25 protein-coding genes are annotated in these 24,608 nt (G+C 43.1%); 13 read left to right on the top strand and 12 right to left on the bottom strand.

Annotated features, from left to right (window positions below; translation table 11 throughout):
- Window position 1 precedes the first annotated feature (1 nt).
- The gene (locus tag AC6H04_RS02510) at window positions 2–442 is read right to left on the bottom strand and encodes a MarR family winged helix-turn-helix transcriptional regulator (RefSeq protein ID WP_497570204.1); all 441 of its coding nucleotides are present in this window, start codon (window positions 440–442) and stop codon (window positions 2–4) included.
- Between the two features lie 272 nt (window positions 443–714).
- Between AC6H04_RS02510 and AC6H04_RS02505 the strand changes: the two genes are divergently transcribed.
- From AC6H04_RS02505 to AC6H04_RS02495, 3 genes are all read left to right on the top strand, one after another.
- Window positions 715–936, top strand: coding sequence for a hypothetical protein (locus AC6H04_RS02505; protein ID WP_497570203.1), 222 nt, complete (start codon window positions 715–717; stop codon window positions 934–936).
- A gap of 98 nt (window positions 937–1,034) precedes the next feature.
- Window positions 1,035–1,763, top strand: a complete 729-nt coding sequence (locus tag AC6H04_RS02500) for a hypothetical protein (protein ID WP_497570202.1) — start codon at window positions 1,035–1,037, stop codon at window positions 1,761–1,763.
- Window positions 1,764–1,914: 151 nt separating this feature from the next.
- Window positions 1,915–2,469: a hypothetical protein gene (locus AC6H04_RS02495; RefSeq protein WP_497570201.1), complete on the top strand. Its 555-nt coding sequence runs from the start codon at window positions 1,915–1,917 to the stop codon at window positions 2,467–2,469.
- Between the two features lie 94 nt (window positions 2,470–2,563).
- Here AC6H04_RS02495 and AC6H04_RS02490 read toward each other — a convergent pair whose 3' ends face one another.
- Together AC6H04_RS02490 and AC6H04_RS02485 are read right to left on the bottom strand one after the other, a co-directional pair.
- A complete protein-coding gene (locus AC6H04_RS02490; RefSeq protein WP_497570200.1) occupies window positions 2,564–3,877 on the bottom strand; it encodes a YhgE/Pip domain-containing protein in 1,314 nt (437 codons plus the stop codon).
- A 145-nt stretch (window positions 3,878–4,022) separates the two neighbouring features.
- Window positions 4,023–4,601, bottom strand: a complete 579-nt coding sequence (locus AC6H04_RS02485) for a TetR/AcrR family transcriptional regulator (protein ID WP_497570199.1) — start codon at window positions 4,599–4,601, stop codon at window positions 4,023–4,025.
- Between the two features lie 158 nt (window positions 4,602–4,759).
- Here AC6H04_RS02485 and AC6H04_RS02480 point away from each other — a divergent pair, with 158 nt between their 5' ends.
- Entirely contained in the window at window positions 4,760–5,338 is a 579-nt protein-coding gene (locus AC6H04_RS02480; protein WP_497570198.1) for a TetR/AcrR family transcriptional regulator, read from the top strand.
- Window positions 5,335–6,336, top strand: a complete 1,002-nt coding sequence (locus AC6H04_RS02475) for an NADP-dependent oxidoreductase (protein ID WP_497570197.1) — start codon at window positions 5,335–5,337, stop codon at window positions 6,334–6,336. Before AC6H04_RS02480 ends, AC6H04_RS02475 begins: the two co-directional genes overlap by 4 nt.
- On the opposite strand, the gene AC6H04_RS02470 is transcribed toward AC6H04_RS02475, so the two are convergent.
- Together AC6H04_RS02470 and yeiL are read right to left on the bottom strand one after the other, a co-directional pair.
- Window positions 6,333–7,001, bottom strand: coding sequence for a B3/B4 domain-containing protein (locus AC6H04_RS02470; protein WP_497570196.1), 669 nt, complete (start codon window positions 6,999–7,001; stop codon window positions 6,333–6,335). The two genes, AC6H04_RS02475 and AC6H04_RS02470, sit on opposite strands and share 4 nt — an antisense overlap.
- A gap of 336 nt (window positions 7,002–7,337) precedes the next feature.
- On the bottom strand, window positions 7,338–8,018 hold the full coding sequence (yeiL, locus tag AC6H04_RS02465) for a transcriptional regulator YeiL (RefSeq protein WP_497570195.1): 681 nt from the start codon (window positions 8,016–8,018) through the stop codon (window positions 7,338–7,340).
- Window positions 8,019–8,124: 106 nt separating this feature from the next.
- Here yeiL and rihB point away from each other — a divergent pair, with 106 nt between their 5' ends.
- Together rihB and AC6H04_RS02455 are read left to right on the top strand one after the other, a co-directional pair.
- Window positions 8,125–9,057 carry a ribosylpyrimidine nucleosidase gene (rihB, locus tag AC6H04_RS02460; RefSeq protein ID WP_497570194.1) on the top strand — a complete coding sequence of 311 codons (933 nt, stop codon included), beginning with the start codon at window positions 8,125–8,127 and terminating at the stop codon, window positions 9,055–9,057.
- 22 nt (window positions 9,058–9,079) lie between these two features.
- Window positions 9,080–10,309, top strand: coding sequence for a NupC/NupG family nucleoside CNT transporter (locus tag AC6H04_RS02455; RefSeq protein ID WP_497570193.1), 1,230 nt, complete (start codon window positions 9,080–9,082; stop codon window positions 10,307–10,309).
- Window positions 10,310–10,415: 106 nt separating this feature from the next.
- Here AC6H04_RS02455 and AC6H04_RS02450 read toward each other — a convergent pair whose 3' ends face one another.
- On the bottom strand, window positions 10,416–10,904 hold the full coding sequence (locus AC6H04_RS02450) for a GNAT family N-acetyltransferase (RefSeq protein WP_497570192.1): 489 nt from the start codon (window positions 10,902–10,904) through the stop codon (window positions 10,416–10,418).
- Window positions 10,905–11,041: 137 nt separating this feature from the next.
- Between AC6H04_RS02450 and AC6H04_RS02445 the strand changes: the two genes are divergently transcribed.
- Entirely contained in the window at window positions 11,042–11,908 is an 867-nt protein-coding gene (locus AC6H04_RS02445; protein WP_497570191.1) for a LysR family transcriptional regulator, read from the top strand.
- 234 nt (window positions 11,909–12,142) lie between these two features.
- Here AC6H04_RS02445 and AC6H04_RS02440 read toward each other — a convergent pair whose 3' ends face one another.
- Window positions 12,143–12,541 carry a MarR family winged helix-turn-helix transcriptional regulator gene (locus AC6H04_RS02440; RefSeq protein ID WP_497570190.1) on the bottom strand — a complete coding sequence of 133 codons (399 nt, stop codon included), beginning with the start codon at window positions 12,539–12,541 and terminating at the stop codon, window positions 12,143–12,145.
- 80 nt (window positions 12,542–12,621) lie between these two features.
- On the opposite strand from AC6H04_RS02440, the gene AC6H04_RS02435 reads away from it, so the two are divergent.
- From AC6H04_RS02435 to AC6H04_RS02420, 4 genes are all read left to right on the top strand, one after another.
- Complete coding sequence (locus AC6H04_RS02435; protein WP_497570189.1) at window positions 12,622–13,368, top strand: SDR family NAD(P)-dependent oxidoreductase; 747 nt, start codon at window positions 12,622–12,624, stop codon at window positions 13,366–13,368.
- A 354-nt stretch (window positions 13,369–13,722) separates the two neighbouring features.
- Window positions 13,723–14,694, top strand: coding sequence for an amidohydrolase family protein (locus tag AC6H04_RS02430; RefSeq protein WP_497570188.1), 972 nt, complete (start codon window positions 13,723–13,725; stop codon window positions 14,692–14,694).
- Between the two features lie 80 nt (window positions 14,695–14,774).
- A complete protein-coding gene (locus tag AC6H04_RS02425; protein ID WP_497570187.1) occupies window positions 14,775–15,410 on the top strand; it encodes an NAD(P)-dependent oxidoreductase in 636 nt (211 codons plus the stop codon).
- 11 nt (window positions 15,411–15,421) lie between these two features.
- Window positions 15,422–15,862: a MarR family winged helix-turn-helix transcriptional regulator gene (locus AC6H04_RS02420; protein ID WP_497570186.1), complete on the top strand. Its 441-nt coding sequence runs from the start codon at window positions 15,422–15,424 to the stop codon at window positions 15,860–15,862.
- A 208-nt stretch (window positions 15,863–16,070) separates the two neighbouring features.
- Here AC6H04_RS02420 and AC6H04_RS02415 read toward each other — a convergent pair whose 3' ends face one another.
- Window positions 16,071–20,306 (bottom strand): mucin-binding protein, encoded by a 4,236-nt coding sequence (locus AC6H04_RS02415; RefSeq protein ID WP_497570185.1) that lies wholly within the window; start codon window positions 20,304–20,306, stop codon window positions 16,071–16,073.
- A 454-nt stretch (window positions 20,307–20,760) separates the two neighbouring features.
- On the opposite strand from AC6H04_RS02415, the gene AC6H04_RS02410 reads away from it, so the two are divergent.
- Window positions 20,761–21,048 carry a putative quinol monooxygenase gene (locus tag AC6H04_RS02410; RefSeq protein WP_497570184.1) on the top strand — a complete coding sequence of 96 codons (288 nt, stop codon included), beginning with the start codon at window positions 20,761–20,763 and terminating at the stop codon, window positions 21,046–21,048.
- A 63-nt stretch (window positions 21,049–21,111) separates the two neighbouring features.
- Here AC6H04_RS02410 and lpdD read toward each other — a convergent pair whose 3' ends face one another.
- From lpdD to AC6H04_RS02390, 4 genes are all read right to left on the bottom strand, one after another.
- On the bottom strand, window positions 21,112–21,507 hold the full coding sequence (gene lpdD / locus AC6H04_RS02405; protein ID WP_497570183.1) for a prenylated flavin chaperone LpdD: 396 nt from the start codon (window positions 21,505–21,507) through the stop codon (window positions 21,112–21,114).
- The gene (locus AC6H04_RS02400; RefSeq protein ID WP_497570182.1) at window positions 21,500–22,108 is read right to left on the bottom strand and encodes a UbiX family flavin prenyltransferase; all 609 of its coding nucleotides are present in this window, start codon (window positions 22,106–22,108) and stop codon (window positions 21,500–21,502) included. The genes lpdD and AC6H04_RS02400 overlap by 8 nt, the downstream gene beginning before the upstream one ends.
- A gap of 32 nt (window positions 22,109–22,140) precedes the next feature.
- Entirely contained in the window at window positions 22,141–23,613 is a 1,473-nt protein-coding gene (locus tag AC6H04_RS02395) for a UbiD family decarboxylase (RefSeq protein WP_497570181.1), read from the bottom strand.
- A gap of 121 nt (window positions 23,614–23,734) precedes the next feature.
- Window positions 23,735–24,595 (bottom strand): LysR family transcriptional regulator, encoded by an 861-nt coding sequence (locus AC6H04_RS02390; protein ID WP_497570180.1) that lies wholly within the window; start codon window positions 24,593–24,595, stop codon window positions 23,735–23,737.
- Window positions 24,596–24,608: the final 13 nt, after the last annotated feature.

The following is a 24,608-nucleotide window of genomic DNA, read 5'->3' as shown; positions in this document are numbered from 1 at the left end:
TCTATTCTGGATAATCTCGTTCAATAGATTGACGTAACTTAACAACGTTACTAAAAATAGTTTGTTGCTGCGGCTCTAGCCGGGTCATTAGATTTGCATTTAACTCGCTAATTTTTTGTGTAATTTCGCGGTTTAGTTGGGTACCTTTATCAGTTAAGAATAGCTGGGCGCCACGTTTGTCTCTGGGATTGATCGATTGTTTGATCAATCCCTTTTCAATCAAGTGATTTACCGCCCGGGTGATGGAACTGTGATTTAAATGAACGAGTTGGTTAAAATCACTCTTAGTAATGCCAGGATTTTCACTGATTTTCATCACATAGAAGTAATTAGATGCATTGACTTCGTATGGTGCTAGTATTTTTGTAATGTGGTTCGTGATAACCAGATTCAGTACAGCAACTTGTTGGACGAAATCAGCACCAGAATCTTTGTGACTCATAACGTTCACCTTCAAGGTCTTGAATGGCATAGGGGGTTAACTAATTTCACTGTTATTATAACAGATAAATGGGGGATTAAATGGCTTAGGAGTGTTACGAATTGGTATTTTTGTCCATTGTTTGATTAAGCCAGGCGAAAACTTGCTGGTTATATATGTTCAGAGCACCTATTTGGCAGTGTTCTACGGCACCGTCCACCACGAAATTCGTAAACAAACTGGTCAAGAAGGGACTGGTGACTAAAACCCGTTCTTAGAAAGACAAGCGTAAGATGATCGTGCGCCTAACGGCAGTCGGACGTGAAAGCCTCAGCCAAGTTGACCAGGCGGATATTTCGGAGTGGCAGTTATTGTCTGAGTCCGAACAGCAACAATTCGATGCCTTGATGGATCAGCTGATTGCTGGGCTGGTATCCAAGTACAATGATCCGACCAGTAAGCAACAGCTGGCTAATTTGAAGCAACATTTTATTCAGCACGCGCAGGAAAATTGAACCTCCTTTTAATGAAATTAAATTTAAATATATTATTATATGACGATTGACATATGTGTCAATCGTCATATAATTACCAATGAAAAGGAGGGTTTTTAATGATTTCAAAGAATAATGTACAAGCTTTAATTCAAAATCGAAACGTAACGGCTTACAGTATTGAAAAAGCTACAGGGGTTAGTTCTTCAATAATTACTAAATTACGTAATAAAGTTCGAAGTATCAGTAATTTATCACAAGGTACGATGGAAAAGTTAAGTAATTACTATATGGAACTTTACCAACCAGAGCGTATTTTTTGGGAAAAAGAAGATGAAAACAGATTCTTAAGCTGGATACATGACGTACCACGAGAAAAAAGTCATATTGAAGTTAGACATTCAGTGATTTATGCACAGGACAAAGATGGTAAGCTAAACGTGCCATATGCAGAAAGTTTCCCAATAGACGTAAATATTGAACCTTTTGATTCTGTAACTGAATCACTAGTGGATAAATACACAGAAAAGTACGAGGCAATACAACATCAACAGCATCCGGATAATGCGAGAATTCCAGTGCCGTTACAACCTTTTTATTCAGATTTTCAAGAAGTAAGCTTTATCGAACGAGATAATATGAAGTTGATTCTTCAAAAAATTCGAAATTTATTACAGGATATGCAACCAAATTATGCAGATAAATTACAGCAAGAGAATGAAATCGCTCTTCAAAGAGTGATGGATGGTTTTATGTGTGATTCTGCCACCCCAGAAATGAATTGTTATAGGGGCCTTCTTTTAACTTTAGAACCGATACCAATTCCTGCGAGTCCGGCACGATACTGAGACGTAATAAAATCAATTCTCAATTTTTTTATTAATAACTCGGAAGCTTTATAGGGAAATTTTTAATAATCTGACTGATAGCTGGAGTTCTATTTAATTATCAGCGAGGGTTCATTTAAATAAAAAATTTAAACTTGGAGATAGTGAATAAATGTTTCAGATTTTTACAAATATTATTGAGATATTTTTTTCAGTTGTGATGGTGATAGCAGTGTTATTTATGCATCGAATACCATATATTTTTCAGCAAGCTCTACATGATAATAGAAAAGCTGTTGATAGCAGTGACCTACAAAGGGAATCATTTTTTAAGAAGATTAGTGGTGAAGAGCAAGAAAAAGTGTTTGATCAGTGGACCCGGCAGATAACCTACATGGGCGAAGATAATGATACCGATAAACTGTTGAATCTTGTTCATCGTACTGTCTTGTTTGGATCAAATCGGACGGTTGCTTACACTTCTTCCATGATGCAATATATTTACAAACATCCTAATAATGATGATAATGAAGCGAACAATTATATGATTCCCATGTATGCTTCGTGCATTATAAGTAGCTTGAAACAGGATTTTTCTGGTTATGAAATTTCACCAATTCAAATTATTCAATTAAAAATTTCTGATTATTCTGAGCATGAGGATGAATATAAAAAATGCGTTGTGATTATTGACAAGGATGTTGAAAAAAGGCTACGTGAATCATAGTTTTAGTTGTTATTAAAGCAACTATTACTGAAAATGAAAAGGCTGACTAAATTGAGTATATCAATTTAGTCAGCTTTTTGTTGATATCTATAATTTAGTTAAATTTAATCCATCTAGAAAAGCCACGCGGTTCCTTCCCACGATAACCAATTGCTACTGCCAGAATGGTGACGATTAATCCACCGGCTACGATTAACCACAGCGTTGTACTATACGCACTGCCGTTACCACCACCGTACAACGAGTTGAAGGTCATGTAGACCCCTTGATACATTGGAGTGTGATAACTCAGCCATTGATAGAACGAATTCATGGCTTGGCGTGGAATGATAGCGCCGCCAGCAATGGTCTGCGAGACCATCAAAGGTAATTGAACTAGGAACGATGGGACACCGCCAAATAATAATGCTAGGGAGAAGGAGAGTTCAAAGGCGCCCAGCCCAAACAGCCATTCGCTTCCCAACAGCGACATGAAGGTGCCACCATTAAATTGAATGAAGCATCTCAATAGGGAAACGGTGACCAAGGGACCAATCACAGTTGCCAGAACACCGTTGATCTGCGCCATTAAGAAAGCGGGCCACTTACCCATGGCATAACGAGCGCCCATGAACATCAGGGTTAGGATGATGCTCATGATCATGAGACCTAAGTAAAAGCCCATGTTTAAGAACATTGGTCCCATTTGGTACTGATAGTTACCACCGATCTTGTGCAGGTGAGTAGTGTGGGTATCAGGGGTTGCGGATAACTGTTTGGCAGCCTTTTGCGCCTGCAACTGAGTTTGCTTAGCGATGGTCTGTTTGACCTGTTGCTGCATTTTCTGTTGCATTTGTTTGGCAGCAGCCGGATTCATCTGACCACCTTGTTTGGCTGCAGCGGCTTGCTGTTTGGCGGCATTTGCCTGTGCCTTAGCAGCCACCTGCTTAGCAATTTGTGGTGCCATTTGCTTGGCCATGGCACCAGTGGTTTTGGCCGTCGTCAATTCAGTGGCAATCTTACCTTGGATCGCGCTGATCACTGAACGTGTCACGTTATTTTGTAACAGCCCGTTGGAATCACTGACGTAGAAGTTAAGCTTCGGGTTCTTTCCTGATTCCACATCTTTGGTAAATCCTGCCGGCAGCTGAACGGTCATGGCATCCGTCCGGTTTGACAGCCGTGATTTGGCAGCTGACAGATTGCTGGAAATGGTGACGTGCTTAAAGGGGACGTTATCCTTTAAGCCATTTCTAAGGCTTTTAGTTACTGCGGTTTTATCCTGATCCACAATCGTGATTCTTAACTGATCAGTTGACGTTGGTAACTTACTGAAGCCAGGAACGCCACCTAAAACAAAGAAACCACCGATTATTGCGGGTATGAATAGTGCCAGGTACGCAAATGGACGTTTGAACCATTTTTTCATAAATAATTCCTCCCCTATGTTTTCTTTACAACAATTAGTATGAATCACTTTAGGAGAGGCAACAATCTGCAAAAAAACGCACACCGTCCGATAACGGACAATCTGCGTTAAAGAGTAGGATAACGGTCAGTTAGTTGCAAATCAGTTACTTAGGATCTGTTGATTGACCAACTGAATCACTGTAGATGCTTTGAATCATGCGTTCGCTTAAAGCGGCAGCATCGTCATTCATGCCATTTTTTAGTGACCAGCGAATGTAGTTCAGTACAATAGACGATTCTAAGCTGGAAACAAAATCAGCGGGGGCGTTCTTGTTAGCGCCATAGTGATGGTTAAGTCGGTGCCAGGTGAGACTTAAGCTATGTTCCCAGTGGACAAGTAGATCATAGTTTTCTTCGTGAATATTGAGTAGCACGTTCAATGCATCGCGATGTTTTTGCAGGGTCCTGGCGATCTCTGGGATGGATAGCACGTGCTCTTCTTGATTAATGATGGCAGTGGCGCGCTGTTCAATTAATTGCTGATATAGTAGGGCGTACTGCTTCACCAATTGCCCCAGTAAATCATATTTGTCCTGAAAATGTTCGTAAAAGGTTGACCGGGATACCAACGCAGCTTCACAAATCTGATTGACCGTGATTTTTTGAAATGGCGTGGTTGCTAGCAGGTTTAAGAAGCTTTGTTTAATATCGCGTTCGGTTTTGATGATTCGTTTATCTGTCATGATTATGTCACCAGTAATTTTCGAGTTATTTAGTTCAAGGTTCTTATTTTACATCACTTTTGAAACTTAGTCTTTAGGGTAGTCGCAAGAATCGGGATTGTAAATGAACTTTATTTATTTTATACTGGAACAATCATTCCAGAAAGAGGTAATTACCCATGAGAACCAAATCATTTGACCGAGAAACCGTTCTTAAACAGGCTGTTTACATATTTTGGCGCCAAGGGTACGATGGTACCTCCATGAGCACCCTGGTTAACGAAATGGGAATTAATCGGCAGAGCATGTACGATACGTTTGGCGACAAACATCAGCTTTTTCTGTTGGCGCTGCAGGTGTACTACGAGATGACAAAGACTGAGATCAAGGCAAAACTGACTTCAGCCACTGATCTGGAGGATACTCTTAGAACCATATTTAACGTGTACGCGCATCATGATGATACCGCTCCTGCAGGCTGCTTGATCGTGAATTCGGCCACTGAGTTAGGGGCCGTTGATTCAGAAGTTGGCCAACTCATCGGTCAATACTTCGAATCTGAGAAAGTGGGTTTAACTGAAGTTCTGCGTCAGTTTCAGTCTGAGTTACTGCCCGATGTGGATTTATCAGCATTAGCAGCTATCTTACACAATGCATTAGTTGGTGTCAGAGTCCAATCGCGAATCAATAATCAGATGATTGATGCCGTGATTAATGACACGATACGATCACTACCATGGAAGGAAGGCAAATCATGAAAGCTGCACAAATCAATCAGTACTCTAAATCACTGCATGTTCAAATCAATAATGTTCAGAAGCCCCAACCAGCACCCGGTGAGGTCTTAATCAAAGTAAAGTACGCTGCGGTCAATCCCGTGGACCTGATGAATATCAATGGTAGCGTAAAATTAATCCAAGATTATCAGATGCCACTAACGTTAGGTAACGAAATTTCAGGTGTAGTTGAGAAAACAGGTAGTCAGGTAACAAGATTTGAAGTGGGTGACAAAGTCTACTCGCGTTTGCCTCTGGATAAAATTGGTGGGTTTGCGGAATACGTTGCCGTTGATCAAGATGCCATCTGGTATACACCTAAAAACTTATCATTAAAGCAAGCCGTAGCCGTACCACTGACCGGGCTAACAGCTTATCAAGGTTTAACGGAAGAGTTAGAAGTACAGCCTAATAAAACCTTATTTATTCCTGGGGGTTCCGGTAGCTTTGGCCAAATGGCAGTGCCGATTGCGAAACAAATGGGACTCAAAGTCATTGTTTCCGGTAATGCGGATGCTAAAGAACGGATTACCCAATTAGGCGCCGACCAATATCTCGATTATAAAAAAGAGGATTATTGGACTGTTTTGAGCGCTGTTGATTACATTATTGATACGCGTGGCGCCAAGGAAATTGAACGGGAAGTTGCCCTTTTGAAACATGGTGGCCGGATTTTAAGTTTGGTTGCTGGACCCAACAAGCAGTTTGCGGTATCGAAAGAATTACCATTTTGGAAAACCGTTTTGTTCAGCCTAGCTGGGAGAAAGTGGGATCAGCTTGCCAGTAAGCGTGATAGTGTCTATCGATTCATCTTTGTCCGCGCTGACGGTCAGCAACTCCAGCAAGTCACGAAGATAGTGGCAGAAAACCAGATTGTGCCGACAATTGATGACCACGTTTTTGACCTCGATCATATTAACCAGGCCTTGGAGCTGGTTGCTCATGGCAAAACTCGGGGCAAAGTCGTGATTGAATTTTAATTGAGAAAATGCCCTTCGCCACCCAGATATTTAGTTGTCAAATCAATTACCTGCTGAGCGATTTCATCGACGTATTCTTGGGTGGTATTTTGATTGCCTTGCACGATGTAGAAAACGTGATTGGTATCGGGGGTGACCTTCGTTTTCTCCACTTGTCGGGTTTCTAGATGGCAAATAATTTCGTTACTATCATCAATGTAGCCGTACTCGTTTGCTTTAACTGGTTCAGGTTGGTTGTCAGCGCCAATCGGTACAAAGCGCTCAGTGCCATCGGTAAGCCGTAAGTTAGCGTTGCCATCAATGTGGTCAATATCATGGGCGCCCAGAGCAAGGCGACTTTGAATGGAAATCAAGTTGTAGAGGTCGACGATGGGATTGATTGAGGCGAGGGCACCACGTTTTAAAATTAATTTGAGTAAGGTTGCGGGTGCCGGCGTGTTGTTGCGCTTAGGTAGGTGAACAGCTTTGTGTAAATCCCAAAAGCCTTGAATAATCGGGTCAGTTTTAATTTGATCGCGGTCGAGTCCTTCCAGAGCCTGATTGATTTCAGTCTGAATATAGTCGGTTAATTCAGCTGGATACTGCTGGTTATTCACACCAGTAATTTCAACGCCCCGAATGGTGACACCTAGGTCAAGTACCTTTGGATCAATCACAAATTTCATAACACAACACTCCTTTTTAATTTATTCACAAAAAAAGCATTCGTCCCCATAAACAAGGGACGAATGCGCCGTGATGCCACCCAATTTCGCACTATTAACATAATGCCTCATCGGTACCAACAAAGTCGATACCAGGGAAGCTAACGGTTCCTACCGATCAACCTGCGTGAACAGATTGATATCGTGACAAAGTTCATCTTCACCAGTTAACCAACAGCCTTTTCCATCGACCGGCTTCTCTATAGTCAGTGACACTGGTTACTCTTCTTTGGATAATTTGTTTGTGAAATTAAAGATAGTTATAGCACGATTCGCTGATATAAACAATAGGGTGATTTAACTATTTGATGAGGTCACTTCCCGAGCTAACTGCTGCAGCGACTTTGGCTTGTTAATACGGTAACCTCGTTTATCTTTCTTCAAGTAACCGGCCTTCACAAACTCGGCAAGTACGTATAATAAATGACGGTAGGACACACCTAGGTATTCCGATACTTGGGTGTGTTTTTCGTCGTAATAACCGTTGTGTTCGGTAAGCAGAATAAAAGCTGCCAAACGTTGGGATAGTGTAAAGCCTTGATTTCTAGAGGCTGTTTTAATATTACGAGCGTTTTTATGAGAGAGGTAAATACAAACGTTTTGCAAAAAGGTGGGGTCGGCTAACAACTGGTTCTGATATTTTGCCACCGGCAAAGCTAGACAGTAGCACTCATCAATGACTTGGACGCTAAACGGATCGCTTTTAGCATCCAGTAATTCCATTTCACCGATAAAGCAGGGTGGCGTGAAGAAATCGATGAGGGTGTCTTTACCATTTGCTAGCGAGTCATAGAGCTTAGCTTTACCCTTGACCAAATAAAATAAATATTTTGGTCGAACGAGGTTTTCAACGATGTATTCTTGTGTATTAAACTTTAATAATTGGGCGTTCTGTGCCAGATTAGAGCCAAATAGAGCCTCAAAATGGCATTGAGTCATGAATCGCTGTTTCAATTTTTTGTCGTCAATTAGTTCCATGATTTTACTCCTAGTGTGAGATTTCTCATACTGAGTGTAGCAATTTCGCCGTTATAATTCAATTTGTAAGTAAGGGCTTACATTAAACTCTAGGAGGAATTTTATCATGACTGCACAAAAAATTATTCTCGACTGTGACCCAGGTCACGATGATGCCATTGCTATGTTGATGGCTTACGCTCACCCGGCCATTGATTTACTCGGTATCACCATTGTCGCTGGTAACCAGACGTTGAAAAAGACGGTTCATAACGGCTTAAACGTTGCCCAATTATTGGACATGGATATTAAACTTTACCCAGGCATGCCTCAACCACTGGTTCGCAAACAAGTTGTTGCTGGCAATGTCCACGGCAAGACAGGTTTGGATGGTCCCGTATTTGAAGAATTGAAGCGCCAACCAGAAAAAAAGAACGGTGTTCAGTTTATCATCGATACCTTAATGGCTAGCGACGGCGACATCACCTTGGTGCCAACTGGCCCATTGACCAACATTGCCACTGCCATGCGGATGGAACCACTGATTATCCCTAAGATTAAGGAAATCGTTTTAATGGGTGGGGCTTATGGCACTGGTAACTTTACACCTTCAGCTGAATTTAACATTTACGCCGATCCGGAAGCAGCCTACGTGGTCTTCAAATCAGGTGCGCCAATCGTCATGATGGGCCTCGATTTAACTAACCAAACGGTCTGCACCCCAGACGTTATTGAACGGATGGAAGAAATTGGTAACAAGGCCGGTAAGTTATTCGGTGACCTCATGCGCTTCACGTTGAAGACGCAGTTCGAAGAGTTTGGACTGGAAGCTGGTCCGATTCACGATGCGACTACCATTGGTTACTTGATTGATCCAACGCTGTTTGACATGCAGGACATGTTTGTGGAAGTCGATATTAACCGGGGGCCATGTTACGGTCGGACAGTTTGCGATGAATTAAACGTGCTCAAGCAGACACCAAACGCCAAGGTCGGAAAGAAAATCAATCGTGATGGGTTCTTCGACTTAGTAGCTGACTGCATTAAAACCTACAAGTGATCGAAAAAGGGGGTAGGTGACGATGTACGTTTTGATTAACCTAATTGGCTTGATTGTGTTTGTGGCAATTGGACTGCTATTTTCACAAGATCGAAAGGCCATTAATTGGCGTTCCGTTGGTATTATGCTAGTTATTAATTTAGCCATGGCGTGGTTCTTTACCAGTTTCTCAGCTGGTCGCGGAGCGGTGAAAGCTGCTGCTGACGGGTTTAACTGGCTGGTGCAAGTGTCATATCAAGGCATTGTTTTCGCACTGCCAAACTGGGTGACGCCACAATTTGGTGGAACGGCTAAAGCAATGAATTTCGTCACCAGTGCGCTGTTACCCGTGCTGATGATCGTACCGTTGTTTGATATTCTAACTTATATTGGCGTTTTACCTTGGATCATCAAGTGGGTGGGTCGTGGACTGTCATTTATTACCGGGCAACCGCGGTTTGAATCATTTTTCGCTATTGAAATGATGTTTTTGGGGAATACAGAGGTTCTTGCCATTTCTGGCCGGCAACTGCGTCAAATGAGTGCCCGCCGAAACGTGACACTGGCCATGATGTCCATGAGTTGTGTCACTGCTTCAATCCTCGGCGCTTATACCCAAATGGTACCTGGACAATTTGTCTTAACAGCGGTGCCAATTAACTGTTTGAATGCGATTATCGTCACTAATTTGCTGAATCCAGTGAAGGTTTCACCAGAAGAAGATATCGTTGCTACTGTGAATCCAGAAGAAGGTGGAGACAACAAGCGGGAACCGTTCTTCTCTTACTTGGGGGACTCGATTTTGGGTGCTGGCCGCTTGATTTTGATTATTACCGCAAACGTTATCGCATTCGTTGCTTTAGCAGCTCTAGCTGACAAGCTATTGGGACTGATCTGGCAGCCTTTGTCACTGGAACACATCGTTGGGGTCATTATGTTTCCATTTGCTTGGTTACTGGGTTTTCCCGTACACGATGCTTGGATCTTGTCACAGGATATGGGTTTAAAACTGGTTACTAACGAGTTCGTGGTGATGGGCAAAGTTGCCGGTAACGTCATCAACAGTTACACACCGCATTTACGTGCCGTGATGACCGTCTTTTTAACCTCGTTTGCTAACTTTGGTACTACTGGGATGATTATCGGTGCGTTCAAAGGTTTAGTAGATAAGGAAAAGAACGACCTAGTGGCAAAAAATGTGGGTTACATGTTGCTTTCCGGTATTCTGGTTTCGCTATTATCCGCAGGCTTGGTAGGTTTGTTCGTGTGGTAATCGAAAATCGACGCTTGCAAGAACCAATGATGATCTTCAAATAGTTTAAAAGCTTGTTACTAAAAAACTCACTCTATGCAAATAGGGTGAATTTTTTTAACTATAATTAAAGCGTCAATTGGTAAAAGCGGCTATCACGATCAGGAAAGGCGTACTCCACACCCAAGTCTTCATAGGAACACTGAACGAAGCCCTGACGTTCATAAAAACGATGGGAACGGTGCTCACCCTCTGGTGTATCAAGTACTAATCGTTGGAACCCACGGTGTTTAGCTTCTTCTAGGAGAGTTTGATAGAGCTGCCAACCTAAACTGACCGGCCGACCCCGAAATTGGGGGTAAATGAAGAATTTTTTTAAAACGGCAGTGGTGTCCGTGACACGTAAAAGCCCAATGCATCCAGCGACGTGGCCGTCGTCGTCAAAACTGATCCAAAACTGACCGCCACGATTTTGATAATAATCGGGAATTTCGAAAACGTCTGGTTGTTCGGCCATGGGGATACCCAAACCAGCCTCTTTATTTTGGCAGTATAGGATTAAATCGACTAATTCGGCGATAACATTGGGATTAGATTTGAATGGTTGAATTTTCATAAAAAGCCTCCTAATTTCTACTGATGTCTTCTAGTATATAGTTGTCTAAAGGTTCAGTCTAGTTGAAATTATTGAGCTTTCACTTCAATAATATTGAATCTTATTTACGAATCAGTCGGAAATCAAGAGGTGATGAAATGGATCTGAAATATTTAAAAACCATCCAAGCGATTCAGACTGCGGGTAGTTTTCAAAAAGCTGCGGCATTACTGAATTACGCGCCTTCAACGGTTACTTTCCAGGTGCAGCAAGTTGAAACGCAACTTGGTATCAACCTTTTTAATAAAGTAGGGCGCAAAATGGTGTTAACTAGTCAAGGTACCGCGGCCATGCCGTTGATTAACCAATTGGTGGCGGATGCTGCCGCGCTTGAACGCCTTGCGGACCATGCAGATGAACCAGTGGGTCGCTTAGTTGTAGCGGTACCGGAGTCTTTGCTAACTTACCAGATGCAAGATGTTTTAAAACAGTTTAAACAGCAAGCACCGGGGGTAGAACTGGTGATTCGAGTGTTAAACTGCTACGATATCTATTCACAAATGGTGGATGGTAAAGCTGATATTGCGATCCATTATGATGTACGTAATTATCCTGCAGCAATTCACACGGGGGTGATTAAAGATTACTCATTGTCATTAGTTGCCGCACCAGAACTAGCTGATGAAGATTTCATTACCCCAGATCAGGATAAGAATGTGTGCGCCTTGATGAATGATCCACACGCACGGTATTTAGAATTATTTGATCAGTATTTGGCTGAAAAACGGATACGTTTAAGACCAGAGATGGAGTTGTGGAGCATTGAAACGATTCGTAACTCAACCATTTCTGGATTAGGAGTGACCTTTTTACCAACGTTCTGTGTGCAAGATGCGCTGAATTCGGGACAATTGGTTACTATTCGTACGGACATGGTTGCACCTAAATTAACCGCGATTTACTCGTATCGACAACTGAGTGTTGCCGGTGAATTATTTGTCCAATTACTGAGTGAAATGAATTAATGTTTGTCTTGGTCTTGAAAAGACGGTAGTGATAAAAAAATATGTTGCCGACTACACAAAAGTGTTGCCAGCCACATATTTTCGTGATAAGCTTTAAATTGTAAGTGCTAATAGATAAAGATCTGGACCAGAAACCGCAAGAACAGATAGGAAACATTTTTTTAATTTAACAAGTTATTAAGTGAGCATGATTGGCAATCACCATGGATATGACTCAAAAATGACTGATATCGACTACTTGCCGTTAGCTTCAGTTGATAGATTAGAACTGATTTGATTGGCCATTGAAACAAAGGCCTCCTGGTCGTCCTTGGAGAGTCCTTTCAACAAAATCATTTCCGCGTGATCGAGGATTTGCTTAACTTGTTGAGCTGTTATTTGACCCTGATCCGTTAAGGAGACCAAGGTAATCCGGCCATCTGCGGTTGATTTCACCGTCGAGACCAAGCCGGATGACACTAGTCGTGAAACGGTTTTGGCAATCGTTGAATGATTCACAACCAACCGTTTGACAAGGTCATTTTGTGACAGCTCGCCGTAGTTTAATAATTCGACCAAAACATTTTCTTGGCCAGGATAGATACCAACCTGACGTAGTTGTTTGGTGACTAATGACCGGTAGCCACTGGTCATCCGCCAAAGCGCAGTGATCGCTGGATAATTGACAGAGTAAATGCAATTTGTGAATCTAGAAGATACGGAGGAATAGAAGGATGTCAAAAGAGACAGTTGTGACGTTGATTACTGGTGCAGAAAAAGGGCTTGGTCGCGAATATGCTGAACAGTTGGGCAAAAAGGGCCAGCATATTTTTATCGGTGCCTATGACATGGATGCTGGTAAGAAGACCCAGGAAGAACTGAATGCAGAAGGAATCTCGGTGGACCTGGTTCATTGCGATATCACGGATCAAAGCACTATTGACAGCACCATGGCTGCCATTGACAAGAAGTTTGGCTACCTAAACATTCTGCTAAATAATGCCGGTATTTCTGGTGGTGCACCGAAGAAACCATCCGAAACCTCAGATGAATTTCTACGGAAGGTTTTTGATACCAACTTTTTTGGCACCACAGCGATGGTTCGTACCGCTTTACCATTACTGAAGAAAGCACCATTTGGTAAAATTTTGAACGTTTCCAGTGAAATGGGTTCATTGACTGCCGCTATGGATAAGATTTCTTTATTCTACCACTTGAATTCGTTTGCCTACTCTGCTTCGAAGGGTGCTGTTAACTGGATCACTGTTTCCTTTGCCAAGGAGCTTGAGGGGACTAGTGTAACGGTTAACTCAGTCGATCCCGGCATGACTGCAACGGATCTGCTCAACAAAAAAGCCTTTGAGGAACACGGTGCCCAATCAGTTGCTGATGGTGCCCGTCGAGGAATCGAAATGGCTAGTGACCCTAAGAATGATGCTAACGGGACCTTTACTCAAGAAGCGGGTAAGGTTGCTTGGTAATCAGATTAGTTTTCAGTTTTAAAAAATAAACTCATTTTGACGATAATCATCACACTTTATTGGAGTGATGATTATTTTTTATGTTAAAAATACCGTTTTTTGGGGTTTTATAGGGGGTATAAACTTAATGATTTAACAAAGTTAGGAAATAACTATGCACGCGCATATATTTATGCTATACTCATTTTGGTTCAAAAGTTAAACGACATTGTTTTGAGATTTAAGATGAACAGTCGACAGGTAGTTGGCTGAAAAATTTTTAAATAAAACTATGCACGTGCATATAAATGTGCTACACTCATTTCACTTAAAGGTTTGGCTCACGAATAGGTGAGCAGTTACAGGAGGATTAGCTTGAAACTTATTACAGTAGAAGAACATTACGATACTGATAAAAACATTAGTCAGTTCAACAAGTATTCGGAAGTTAAAAACAATAACCCAAGACAAGATCAGTTAAGGCCTGACCTGGTAGATTTCAGTAACAAGATTGCTTACATGGATAAAAACGGCATTGATATGCAAGTGATTTCTGACGCTGGTAACTCACCACAAGTTTTGCCTGATCAATACGCTGTTTCTGGTGCCCATGCTCAAAACGAAACCTTAGCTGAAAAAATCAGTCAATATCCAGAACGGTTTGCTGGTTTAGCAACTTTACCAGCCAACGTACCAGATAAGGCTGCCGAAGAGCTGGAATACGCCGTGACTAGGTTAGGCATGAAGGGCGGTATCATTAGCGGCAGTATCAACGGACAGTTCCTTGATGATCCGAAATTTGAAGCCATTTTTGCCATGGCTGACAAGCTTGGCACCACCCTTTATCTGCATCCCGGTGTCATTTCCAATGACCAAAAGGCCATGTTATATGACAGCAAGGCCTACTCAGCATTAGGCGCAACCATGATGGCCGGCGCAATGTGGGGCTGGCACATGGAAGCCGGTATTCAGGTACTGCGGATTATTACGGCCGGTTTGTTGGAAAAATATCCTAACGTGAAATTAGCTACTGGTCACTGGGGTGAATTTATCCCGATGTTCGTGGAACGAATCAACGGTTTCAGCCCAATTATTACAGATTTACCACTGAAGTTCTCGGATTACTACAGACGCCAGGTTTATCTGTCACCATCCGGAATGTTTACTGCACCACAGATGCAGTTAGCTTTAACTGAAATGGGCGCCGATCACATCATGTGGTCAGAGGACTTTCCATACGTTCAATCAGGCAAAACGGTTCGTGAATTTCTGGAACAAGCCGATGTGACGGATGAGCAACGAGAAACAATCGCACATGGTACTGCGGAAAAATTATTTAACCTGTAAGAAGGATAGAATTAGACTTGCATAGTTGCAAAGAAGAGTCATATTAAATAGAAGGTTTACTAAAAAGGAGAACAAATCTTATGAAAATTGGTATTATTGGGGCTACGGGTAACGTTGGTCAAGTTGTCACTCGGGAAGCTATGAACCGAGGGCATGAAGTTACGGCGCTCGTTCGTGATGGCGAAAAGGCTAAGAATTTACTGGGAAATGACGTCACCATTGTTGAAAAAGATGCCATGACGCTGACCCGTGATGACTTAGCTGGTTATGACGTTGTGGTTGATGCCTTTGCGTCAGATAAAACTTACCAACACCTTGATTTAGCCGCTCGTTTAGTGAGCTTTTTTAGGGAAGATGACAGTACTCGTTTGGCGTTTGTTGTTGGTGCCTCAATTCTTCACAATGAAACGGGCGAAACGTTACTTGCTGACACGCTTAAAAAGTACGCTGGCCAACCTTGGCTTGGTGGCATGATCCAACAAGATCACGAATACGACTTTATTAAGTGGGTTGAAGACGTGAACTGGACTGTTATTACCCCATCAACTGAATTTGTTGACGGTCCTAAGACCAGCTATAAGTTGGGTACTGACCAGGTGATTATCAGTGCTGATGGTAAAGCTGAAGTTTCTTTCGCTAACTTCGCCGCTGCTTTATTGGACGAAATCGAAACTCCTAAGCATATTCGTCAGCAGTTCGCCGTTGTCAACGCTTAGGTGGTGATTGCATGATTGCAGATAAAAACGAAAATACCATCAGCAAACAGTTGCATACGGCTTCCAATATGGCTATTCGAGTATTGGAAAAAAGGTTAAAACCTTTTGGTGTCAATCGGGCACAATTCTTCTTCATTTTGAAATTGCACGATGATCCGGGAATTACCCAAGATGAGTTGGTACGCTCGGATAGTCGTCATCAAAGCAATGTCAATCGCGAAATCGCTAAATTGGCTAAAATGGGTTTGGTAGATAAGCGACAGTCACCAACGGATGGCCGCCGTTATGAGCTTAAACTGACCACTGCTGGTGAGGAGCTGTATCCTAAGATCAAGGCTGCACTGGAGACGCAAGAAGACGCTTTAAAACAGTGTTTAGCAGTCACCGATGGTCGTGTGACTCAGGCTGATTTCTTAGCAATCCTTAAGCAGATTGCACAACTTGAGGGATGAGCCACTATAATTAAACGATTACTTTTAAAGCCTAATATCTAAGTGGTAAAGCCACTTAGATATTAGGCTTTTTTCGCATATTGATGATGTTTGCGGAGTGCATAAAAAAGAAGACCAATCGGAAAGATTGATCTTCTCTTAAATTCTGGAGGGGAGGGCAATAGCGATATTCGCTATGTCTATCCTGGCTTGATCTCCAGTCTACTGATTATTTGTCGGCGGTTTCTTTTCTTTTAAGACCGAACAGACTCAATAGACTCAGCATTATCAAGCCAAGAACCCCAGCTGTTTTAGTTTGATTCGATTGTTCATTGGTTTGTGGTAATTCACCGGTAGCGGATTGACCCTTCTGCTGACCAGTTGTGGTTTTACCGGAAGTCGCCACTGAATGCGACAACTGGGTGTTGGTTACTGCGGTTGGTGAACCGTGACCAGCAAACTGGCTGATACCTTGACTGGCTTCGGTTTCAGTTACAGTTACGTTTTGACTGGTAGCTGTCTCACTGTCGGTATCTGTCGTTGTTGGCGTTTCAGTCGGGACTGTATCTGGTTGCGTCGTCTCATCAGTTGGTGAGATATCGGTACCAGTCTGCGGCGTGTTATCAGTGTTACCAGGATTATTGTTATCGCCAGGTTGACTAGGATTGTTGCCGTTGGTGCTGTTTGCGGTATAGGTCACGTATCCAGCATCGCCAGGCTTGTCCTTTGGCCCGTTGACAGTAATCGTGCCGTCCGGGTTAACTGTAGCACTCACCACAGACTTATCAGCTGTATAGCCGTCGATTGTTGGAACGGGAACAGAGATAGTTTCACCAACTTTACCAGTAACATTGGTAGCCGTTTGAGACCCTTGACTACTTGGAATGGCAACATCGGCCCTAACTTGATTGCCAGTATAGACAATCGTGATAGTCGTCGTGTTTGTTGGCGCATCGGTAATCATTGGATATTCAGCTGCAACACTAGTTTGATCTGGTGTATAACCCGTGATGGTTGGAGCAGTCATGGCTGTATACCAATCTATTGGGGTATATGCATTAGTTGGCTTACCAGTAGCCGCATTAATAGTTTGTACCCAGTTAACAGTTTGAACAACGTCTGGTGAAACCGTCTTACCTGTGCTGTCAACAAAGTGAATCGTCCGCGTTGTGGTGGTGTGGTTGAAACTTTCAGCAGGTGAAATTGGCAGCGTCCAGCTTTGATCCTTTGCGATGTCGGTATCAAATTGTTTTGGTGCCGAACTTAAGATTTGTTCAATGGTAGTACCAAACGTATTGGAAGTGATACTGTAGCCATCGGGAATCAAGGCTAAGATGGCATTAGTGTCATAGTTAATCTCACTATTTGAAGCACCAGTCGTCGTCCAAGTCTTGTCGCCAACTTTAACAATCATGGTTTGGGTATCAGCTGCGTAGGTGACGGTGATGTCCTTGGCATTTTCGGGATTATCGGTGATCATTGGATAATCTTCGGCAATATCAGTGGTTTCGGGCGTATACCCAGCAACCGTTGGAACAGTTACGCTGGTATACCAATCCATTGGGGTATAGACATCAGTCGGTTGACCAGTAGCAGCGTTGACTGTTTGCACCCAGTTAATGGTTTGAATCACGTCAGGTGAAATGGTCTGGCCGTTTTCATCAACAAAGTGAATCGTCCGCGTCGTAGTCGTGTGGTTGAAACTTTCCTTTGGGGAAATTTGCAAAGTCCAAGTTTGATTATGTTTGGAATCTGTGTCAAATTTAGCCGGTGCCAATTTGAGCGCGTCTTCGATAGTAGTTGCTGATTGGTTGCTATCGATACTGTAGCCATCTGGAATCAAAGCTAAGATAGCTTGGGTATCGTAGTTGATAGCGGTATCGGATTTGCCAGTGGTGGTCCAAGTCTTGTCACCAACCTTCACAACCATAGTTTGGGTATCGGCTGTGTAAGTAACGGTGATATCAGTAGCGTTTACAGGCTTGTCGGTGATCATTGGGTAGTCTTCGGCAATGTTGCTGGTATCAGGTGTGTAACCATCAATGGTAGGAACAGTCGCACTAGTATACCAATCCATTGGTCGGTATGCATCTGTCGGTTCGCCAGTAGCAGCGTTGACTGTTTGCACCCAGTTAACGGTTTGGACCACGTCAGGTGAAACGGTTTGGCCGTTTTCATCGACAAAGTGAATCGTTCGCGTCGTAGTAGTATGGTTAAAGCTTTCAGCAGGTGAAATTGGCAGCGTCCAGCTTTGATCTTTTGCGATGTCGGTATCAAATTGTTTTGGTGCCGAACTTAAGATTTGTTCAATGGTAGTACCAAACGTATTGGAAGTGATACTGTAGCCATCGGGAACCAAGGCTAAGATGGCATTAGCGTCATAGTTAATATCGCTATTTGAAGGCCCCGTGGTGGTCCAAGTCTTGTCGCCAACCTTAACAGTCATGGTTTGTGTATCGGCTGTGTAAGTGACAGTGATATCTTTAGCATTTTCAGGCTTATCGGTGATCACTGGATAATCTTCAACAACGTTACTGATATCAGGCGTATACCCCGCAATTGCGGGAACGGTAATGCTGGTATACCAATCCATTGGAGAATAAGCACTATTTTCTGGATCAGTAGTTGCGTCGTTAGTCCGAACCCAGTTCACGGTTTGAACAATGTCTGGTGAAACAGTCTTACCAGTGCTATCAACGAAATGAATCGTCCGCGTCGTTGTGGTGTGGTTAAAGTCCTCTGCTGGTTTTAGTGGCAGTGTAATTGACTGATTATTAGCTGTATCATCGTCAAATGTTGTTGGAGCATTGATTTGTTTTAAGATATTGTCAAATACGTCTTTAGAAGTATTACTGTTGATCGTGTAGCCTTTTGGAACGAGGGCCAAAATAGCCTGTTGATCGTAGTTAATTGCACTATCTGACGGACCAGTAGTCGTCCAAGTTTTATCGCCAACTTTCACAACCATGGTTTGGGTATCGGCTTTGTAGTCAATAGCAACGGTGTTTTCGCCGCCAGCAGCCAAGGTAATGAACTGTGGTGAAAGTGTATAGCCTTTAACTGCGGGAACGGTATATGCTACAGAAACAGCATTGCCCTTATTATCAGTTGTTGGTTTGGTAGTGCCTTCTTGATAGAACGCAATCACTTGCCCAGGCGTACCATTAATATCTGATTGGGCAACCTTAGGCATATTGCTGGTAATGTTTAGTTTGGCGTCTGCTGGGACATAGGTATATTTGTTGATTGTGACGCTATAAGCGGCTTTTGAAGAGGCCGTAGCGGCGGTGACACCGAGTAAATAGTTCTTACCAACTTGGTCATCCGCAATAGTTTGAGTGTACGTTTTAACAATTTGGTTATTATTGTCCACAATATTGGTTGCCAGTTGTTTGGTGTCAGCCTTATAGGTAACGTCAAATGTATAGTTTAAGCTGCCATTGGATGCTCCTTGAGGTAGTGCAACACCGGTATCATATACACCGCCAGTAGCTTGCTTGCTATTACTGCCCGACTGGTAAATGACCCAGTTTTCTAATTTGGTGAATATTTGACCGTCATTTTTTTCAGGCGATTGTTTAATAGCATCGGTGGAAATAATGTAACTAATTGTCCCATCAGTGTCTCTAACTAAGCCCATGTCACTGCCGCGGCCAGCTTTAGTCATGGCATCAGACATTGATACTGGTTGAAAGGAAACAGCCATACCGTCACCACCGAGCCAGCCGCCCATGGTGCTATCCCACTTAACGTTTACTGTGGCATTTAAGCTAAAGTCAGTATTGAAGTCAACTGCGTCTTTAGCCACAACCACACCGTTTTGAACGTAAGTAGGATCGGTGGGGTTAGTTAAATCCACGGTGTTGCCGTTGATTTTAGGTGTAGTAGTTCCGTTGCTACCGCCAGCAACAAAGTTCTTAGCAACGTCTTCACCTGAAACCTCAGTTGGGGTATCGTTACTGCTACCAGTATTATGCGGATCCGTTGAAGCCGCACCCGATTTGTCGGCGGTGGTAACAGTTGGTCCTACAGAGAGTGTGGGTGTTTCTGGCCTCGGAACAGGCGCCGGCGTTGGAGCCGTCACATGTGCTGCTTGTGGGACCGGTTGGTTGCCCGTACCGGCAGCTGAATTATTGATGTTTGGTTGTGCTGGTTGGTCGACGTTTCGATCTGCAACAGGGGTATCTGTCGATGGATTGCCTGTGTTATCGGATGATAAAGTAGTTGATCCTTTTTGAGAACCCGTATCGGCTGCTGCTTTTCCGGGCGAGTTAGTTTGACTAATGGTGGGGGCTGGCTCATTAATCGTGTTTTCTGCCGCATTGGCGTTGGTCGTCATTACAAATGAAACGCCAGTAAGGGTAGCCATAGTGATGCCCATAGCTACCCAACTTTTGCCTCTTTTATAAAGATTCACGTGATACTTTTTTTCAATAAATGGTGATCTCATATTATTTTTTGACATAGTAAATCCCCTACTCCTTTTTGTATAAGCCCACGTTACAATAACAAATTGATAATGTTTCACCCTCCATCACCGATGATATCATAAAGCACATTTAAAGTAATTAAAAACACTTATGAAAAATAAGTTCATGTTTGTAGACTTATACATTAACGTTTTCGGTTAATTTTCACGAATATGATGAATGAAATTTTTAATAAATCTTTCACAATAAAGCAATGATAACGAATAAAGGCAATTCGTACATTAGCTTTTTCAAAGTACTTTTTACTTAAAATAGTTGTGCCTCAGTAAATTAGTGGTATATTAATCTTGATGGTAATTTATCAAGCAGTAAGTGGCTGTGATTTCCCCAAGGGGCTCACAGCCATTTACTTTAAAAGAAGTCTGTTTAATTGAAATAGGGTATTAAATCCTTAATAATAAGATTATTAAATAGAAAAGGGGTCACATCATGAAAGTGATTAACGTGGAATTGGCGGTTAAGCCGGGACAGCAGGCAGACTATGAGGCATTTATCGATAAACTGGTTCAGGGGTCACGCAACGAGGCTGGTAATGTGAGTTATAATCATTTCAAGAAACTCGGCAGTGATACGGATTATGAGATTATTGAGCACTGGCAAGACGCTGATGCCGTAGCTTTTCACAATGATACCCCGCATTTTCAAGCTTTTCTGAGCGGTGTTGGTGACTTTCTGACGGCTGACCCAGTAATTATTCGCATGGATTATAATGAATAGCATGTTCGTCTAAAGCAAAATGACTTCAAGGTGCCTAAGTGGCACCTTGAAGTCATTTTTGCATTACGAAAATTTTTCGATGATTTTGTTCCGCGGATGACTGCTCAGATAAGCGCGAATCTGTTTGCCTAACTGCTGAGCCATGGTAGCTGTAGCGGCCATTTGTTGAGGAGTAATGTTATTGATATGCAGGCCACCAATAATAAAGGCGTTGCTCTGTAAAACTGGCGCAATAATTTTAGCAATCCGTTCGGTGAGGACACCTTCTTGGTGATGGTGGCCTGGTCGACTTGGTAATGCAACCGTTTGTGTGAGCTGATGAGGGCTGACAATAGTCACAACGCCATAATGTGGCACATCACCGCCAGTGATTTCTAATAGGACATCTTGATTTTCACGGGACAGTTTTGCACACATCTCAAAACCTGCCTGATTCACTTTGAATGTCTTCTCAAACATGATGCTCTACCTGCCTGTTAGTCTTCTTGGCCGTTGCTAACCCTTGCCAACGTGAGCTGTAATCGTTGCTGAGGTGTAAGTGGTCTAGCAATTTCATCGTATTGTGATCGATTAAGTCGTCAATTGTTTTGGGGTTGTTATAGAAGGCTGGAATGGGCGGAATGATTTCCACTCCCATCCGCGAAAGTTTCAGCATGTTTTCGAGGTGAATTTGGTTAAAGGGGGATTCACGAGGCACTAACAGTAGTGGTCGGCGCTCCTTTAGAGTGACGTCAGCTGCTCGAGCAATCAGATTATCTGCTAACCCGGTTGCGATGCCAGCTACGGTTTTCATGCTAGCTGGAACAATGACCATCCCGTCGTGTTGAAAACTGCCACTGGCAATTGCCGCGCCCATGTCACGATCATCGTATACTACGTCAGCTAACTCACGAACTTCTTTTTCGTTGTAGCCAGTATGTTCAACGGCTAAGTTTTCCTTAGCCCACCGACTCATGACTAAGTGAGTTTCAATACTGGGGTCTTGGGCTAACGCTTCAAGTAGTCGAACACCGTAGATTGTTCCGGATGCGCCAGTAATGCCAACAACAATTTTCTTCATCTAAGTTCCTCCTTAATCAGCCAAAGCTAACGTTACTTTAAATAATCTCGCCAATTTGGCATTTCTTTGAAGCCGGCTCGCTTGAATTCGTGCTTCATGGTATATGGCACCGTCCCATCTAAAACCAGTTTTGATGACATGCCACGTACACGGATACGGGCAGGATCGTATTCTGGTAATTCAGAAGGATCCAGTGGATGGTTTCGCATGCCTTCAAGGACCATGATGTCACGGTCTGCTTGGAAACGGGTGTTAATCGTCCACATGACGTCGTTCCAATCAAAAATGTCCACGTCATCATCAACTAGGATGACGGTTTTTAATTCTTTAAATGCTGAGAATGCTAGTAGTGCAGCTTGACGTTGAATGCCTTCGTCGGCTTCATCATCTTTATGGATCTGCATGATTGTCATGAGCTTGCCACCACCAGCTGGTGCATTATAGACGTTCTTCACTTTTCCTGGAATAGCGCGGTCAACTAAGCTTAAAATAGAGGCTTCAGTTGGAATGCCCGCCATAGAAACGTGTTCTTCTGAGGGGCCAATGGTTGTTTGAACGATTGGGTTGTCTTTACGATGGGTAACGGCTTTAATCTTAACCACGTTCACTGCAGGGTTGGCTGAGCCGTTGTAGCCTGGAAATTCAGGCATGGCATAACCGGTGTTAGTATTGATATCTTCCTGCATTTTTTCATTTGGTAAGATTTCAGCTTCGATGACCCATTCTGAGCGGGCAATGGCTTTAGCGTCCACCGTGGTACCTTGAACAACGTCTACGGGTTGATTTCGTAATGCGCCAGCAACCTGCAGTTCATTGTAGCCAAGCGGTGTGGTCGGTGGCTCAAAAGTGGCACCAATTGTGATGGCAGGGTCTAAACCAATGTTGATGGTGATCGGCATTGGTTTGTTTTCTGCTTCGTATTGCTTCAAGAACGCACCAATGTGACGGCCACCAGGCATAATGTACATACCAATGGTGTCGCGGTCTTCTAGAACCATCCGGTGAATCGTGACGTCTTCTTTATCACCAGCTGGACTGTGACCATAAACGACACCCATGGTAATGTAGGGACCCGCATCTTCTGGCGTGTTGGTTGGCGCAGCCAGAAGTTTACGAATATCGAAATCAGGGTCACCGGCTAAATGAACGACTTCTTGAGCGGGTGCCTCTTCATGTGTCACTTCGACTGGCTTAACCGGATGGGTTACAGCTTCGTTTAGCATTTGACCCAAAGTGTGGTAGTCATGATGCAAAATCTGGCCAACCCGTTTTCGGGAAGCTTGCAGGCCAATCAGTACCCGAGAATTGGGAAAACCTTTGACGTTATTGAACATCATGGTTGGACCTTCTTGAGTCGGGCGCTGAACGGTACCACCAGCGCCAATATAGCGGTAAACACCAGCTAAATCGGCGTTAGGATCAATTTTCTTATCGGTTTCATGGTATTGTCCTGGAATTGATTTCATCTCATCTAGCACTTTACGTAAGTCATATTTGTCTGACATCGTTCATTCCTCCGTTTTCTTATACTTAAATTATATGGGGAGTGAAGAGGTGGAACAATTCAGAATAGATGACTGAGTATGCCGAATTGGAATAGTCGGTGAATAATAAAGGAGCGCCCGTTTATTTCTGCTGAATGAAGGTCCAAAAGCTGTCGCTGGCGTGACTGTGAGTCCCAGTTTTACGTAGAAATGCCAGTTGGGAACTGACAGTAGGCGTTAATTTAATGGCGGTTAAATCCGGATAATCCCTAAGGTCAACGGTCTTTTTCATCATGATGGATAAGCCGAACCCGCGGCTGATCATGCCAAGAATCAAGTCAATTCGCTGACCCTTATAGGTGATTTTGGGGGTTATTCCAGCTTCATTAAAGAGTTGTTGGATGGGTTGATAGGTATAGGTAGACTCGCCCAGTAGCAGTAAATCACTGTCAGCAAGGTCAGCTGCTTCAAGAGTCGTTTGATTGGCCAGAGGTGATGATTTAGGTAAAACCACGTAAAATTCATCCGTTTCACTAACGCAAGATTCAACGTTTAGAGTTGATTTAGCGAATAATCGGGTAAAAACAATGTCGGCAGTGTCATTGCTTAGTGCACGTTCTACGGCATCGTTTTCAATTTCGGTCATTTGCAAGTTCACTTCCGGATGAAGACGATGGTAACTAGCGATTTGATTGAACGCCCGATATCCTGAAATAGAGGGAATCGTCATGAGTTTAAGAGACTCATTTTGTTTGGTAATGGTAGCACTGAGATCGTTTGCGGCGGCCAGAACGGCTTGCGCTTTTGGGAGTAACTCCTGTCCCATGACGGTCAGTTGAACTTGATGATGTGCTCTAGAGAAGAGGATGACACCCCACTCTTTTTCAAGGGATAAGATTTGTTTCGAAACGGTTGCTTGCGTGGTATATAGTTGTTCGGCGGCTTCAGTATAGCTTCGGGTAGCTGCTACGGTGACGAAAGCCTGCAGTTTTTGAGTTTCCACTTAAATACCTCCA

This window comes from Secundilactobacillus sp. MJ173 (genome assembly GCF_059704265.1).
The sequence above is the reverse complement of the archived record's forward strand: the minus strand, read 5'-3'. Positions and strand labels throughout refer to the sequence as shown.

Excerpts from the sequence above, each read along its gene's own strand:
- AC6H04_RS02510 (WP_497570204.1), bottom strand. The coding sequence starts at position 442 with ATGAGTCACAAAGATTCTGGTGCTGATTTCGTCCAACAAGTTGCTGTA.
- AC6H04_RS02505 (WP_497570203.1), top strand. The coding sequence starts at position 715 with ATGATCGTGCGCCTAACGGCAGTCGGACGTGAAAGCCTCAGCCAAGTT.
- AC6H04_RS02500 (WP_497570202.1), top strand. The coding sequence starts at position 1,035 with ATGATTTCAAAGAATAATGTACAAGCTTTAATTCAAAATCGAAACGTA.
- AC6H04_RS02495 (WP_497570201.1), top strand. The coding sequence starts at position 1,915 with ATGTTTCAGATTTTTACAAATATTATTGAGATATTTTTTTCAGTTGTG.
- AC6H04_RS02490 (WP_497570200.1), bottom strand. The coding sequence starts at position 3,877 with ATGAAAAAATGGTTCAAACGTCCATTTGCGTACCTGGCACTATTCATA.
- AC6H04_RS02485 (WP_497570199.1), bottom strand. The coding sequence starts at position 4,601 with ATGACAGATAAACGAATCATCAAAACCGAACGCGATATTAAACAAAGC.
- AC6H04_RS02480 (WP_497570198.1), top strand. The coding sequence starts at position 4,760 with ATGAGAACCAAATCATTTGACCGAGAAACCGTTCTTAAACAGGCTGTT.
- AC6H04_RS02475 (WP_497570197.1), top strand. The coding sequence starts at position 5,335 with ATGAAAGCTGCACAAATCAATCAGTACTCTAAATCACTGCATGTTCAA.
- AC6H04_RS02470 (WP_497570196.1), bottom strand. The coding sequence starts at position 7,001 with ATGAAATTTGTGATTGATCCAAAGGTACTTGACCTAGGTGTCACCATT.
- yeiL (WP_497570195.1), bottom strand. The coding sequence starts at position 8,018 with ATGGAACTAATTGACGACAAAAAATTGAAACAGCGATTCATGACTCAA.
- rihB (WP_497570194.1), top strand. The coding sequence starts at position 8,125 with ATGACTGCACAAAAAATTATTCTCGACTGTGACCCAGGTCACGATGAT.
- AC6H04_RS02455 (WP_497570193.1), top strand. The coding sequence starts at position 9,080 with ATGTACGTTTTGATTAACCTAATTGGCTTGATTGTGTTTGTGGCAATT.
- AC6H04_RS02450 (WP_497570192.1), bottom strand. The coding sequence starts at position 10,904 with ATGAAAATTCAACCATTCAAATCTAATCCCAATGTTATCGCCGAATTA.
- AC6H04_RS02445 (WP_497570191.1), top strand. The coding sequence starts at position 11,042 with ATGGATCTGAAATATTTAAAAACCATCCAAGCGATTCAGACTGCGGGT.
- AC6H04_RS02440 (WP_497570190.1), bottom strand. The coding sequence starts at position 12,541 with ATGACCAGTGGCTACCGGTCATTAGTCACCAAACAACTACGTCAGGTT.
- AC6H04_RS02435 (WP_497570189.1), top strand. The coding sequence starts at position 12,622 with ATGTCAAAAGAGACAGTTGTGACGTTGATTACTGGTGCAGAAAAAGGG.
- AC6H04_RS02425 (WP_497570187.1), top strand. The coding sequence starts at position 14,775 with ATGAAAATTGGTATTATTGGGGCTACGGGTAACGTTGGTCAAGTTGTC.
- AC6H04_RS02420 (WP_497570186.1), top strand. The coding sequence starts at position 15,422 with ATGATTGCAGATAAAAACGAAAATACCATCAGCAAACAGTTGCATACG.
- AC6H04_RS02415 (WP_497570185.1), bottom strand. The coding sequence starts at position 20,306 with ATGTCAAAAAATAATATGAGATCACCATTTATTGAAAAAAAGTATCAC.
- AC6H04_RS02410 (WP_497570184.1), top strand. The coding sequence starts at position 20,761 with ATGAAAGTGATTAACGTGGAATTGGCGGTTAAGCCGGGACAGCAGGCA.
- lpdD (WP_497570183.1), bottom strand. The coding sequence starts at position 21,507 with ATGTTTGAGAAGACATTCAAAGTGAATCAGGCAGGTTTTGAGATGTGT.
- AC6H04_RS02400 (WP_497570182.1), bottom strand. The coding sequence starts at position 22,108 with ATGAAGAAAATTGTTGTTGGCATTACTGGCGCATCCGGAACAATCTAC.
- AC6H04_RS02395 (WP_497570181.1), bottom strand. The coding sequence starts at position 23,613 with ATGTCAGACAAATATGACTTACGTAAAGTGCTAGATGAGATGAAATCA.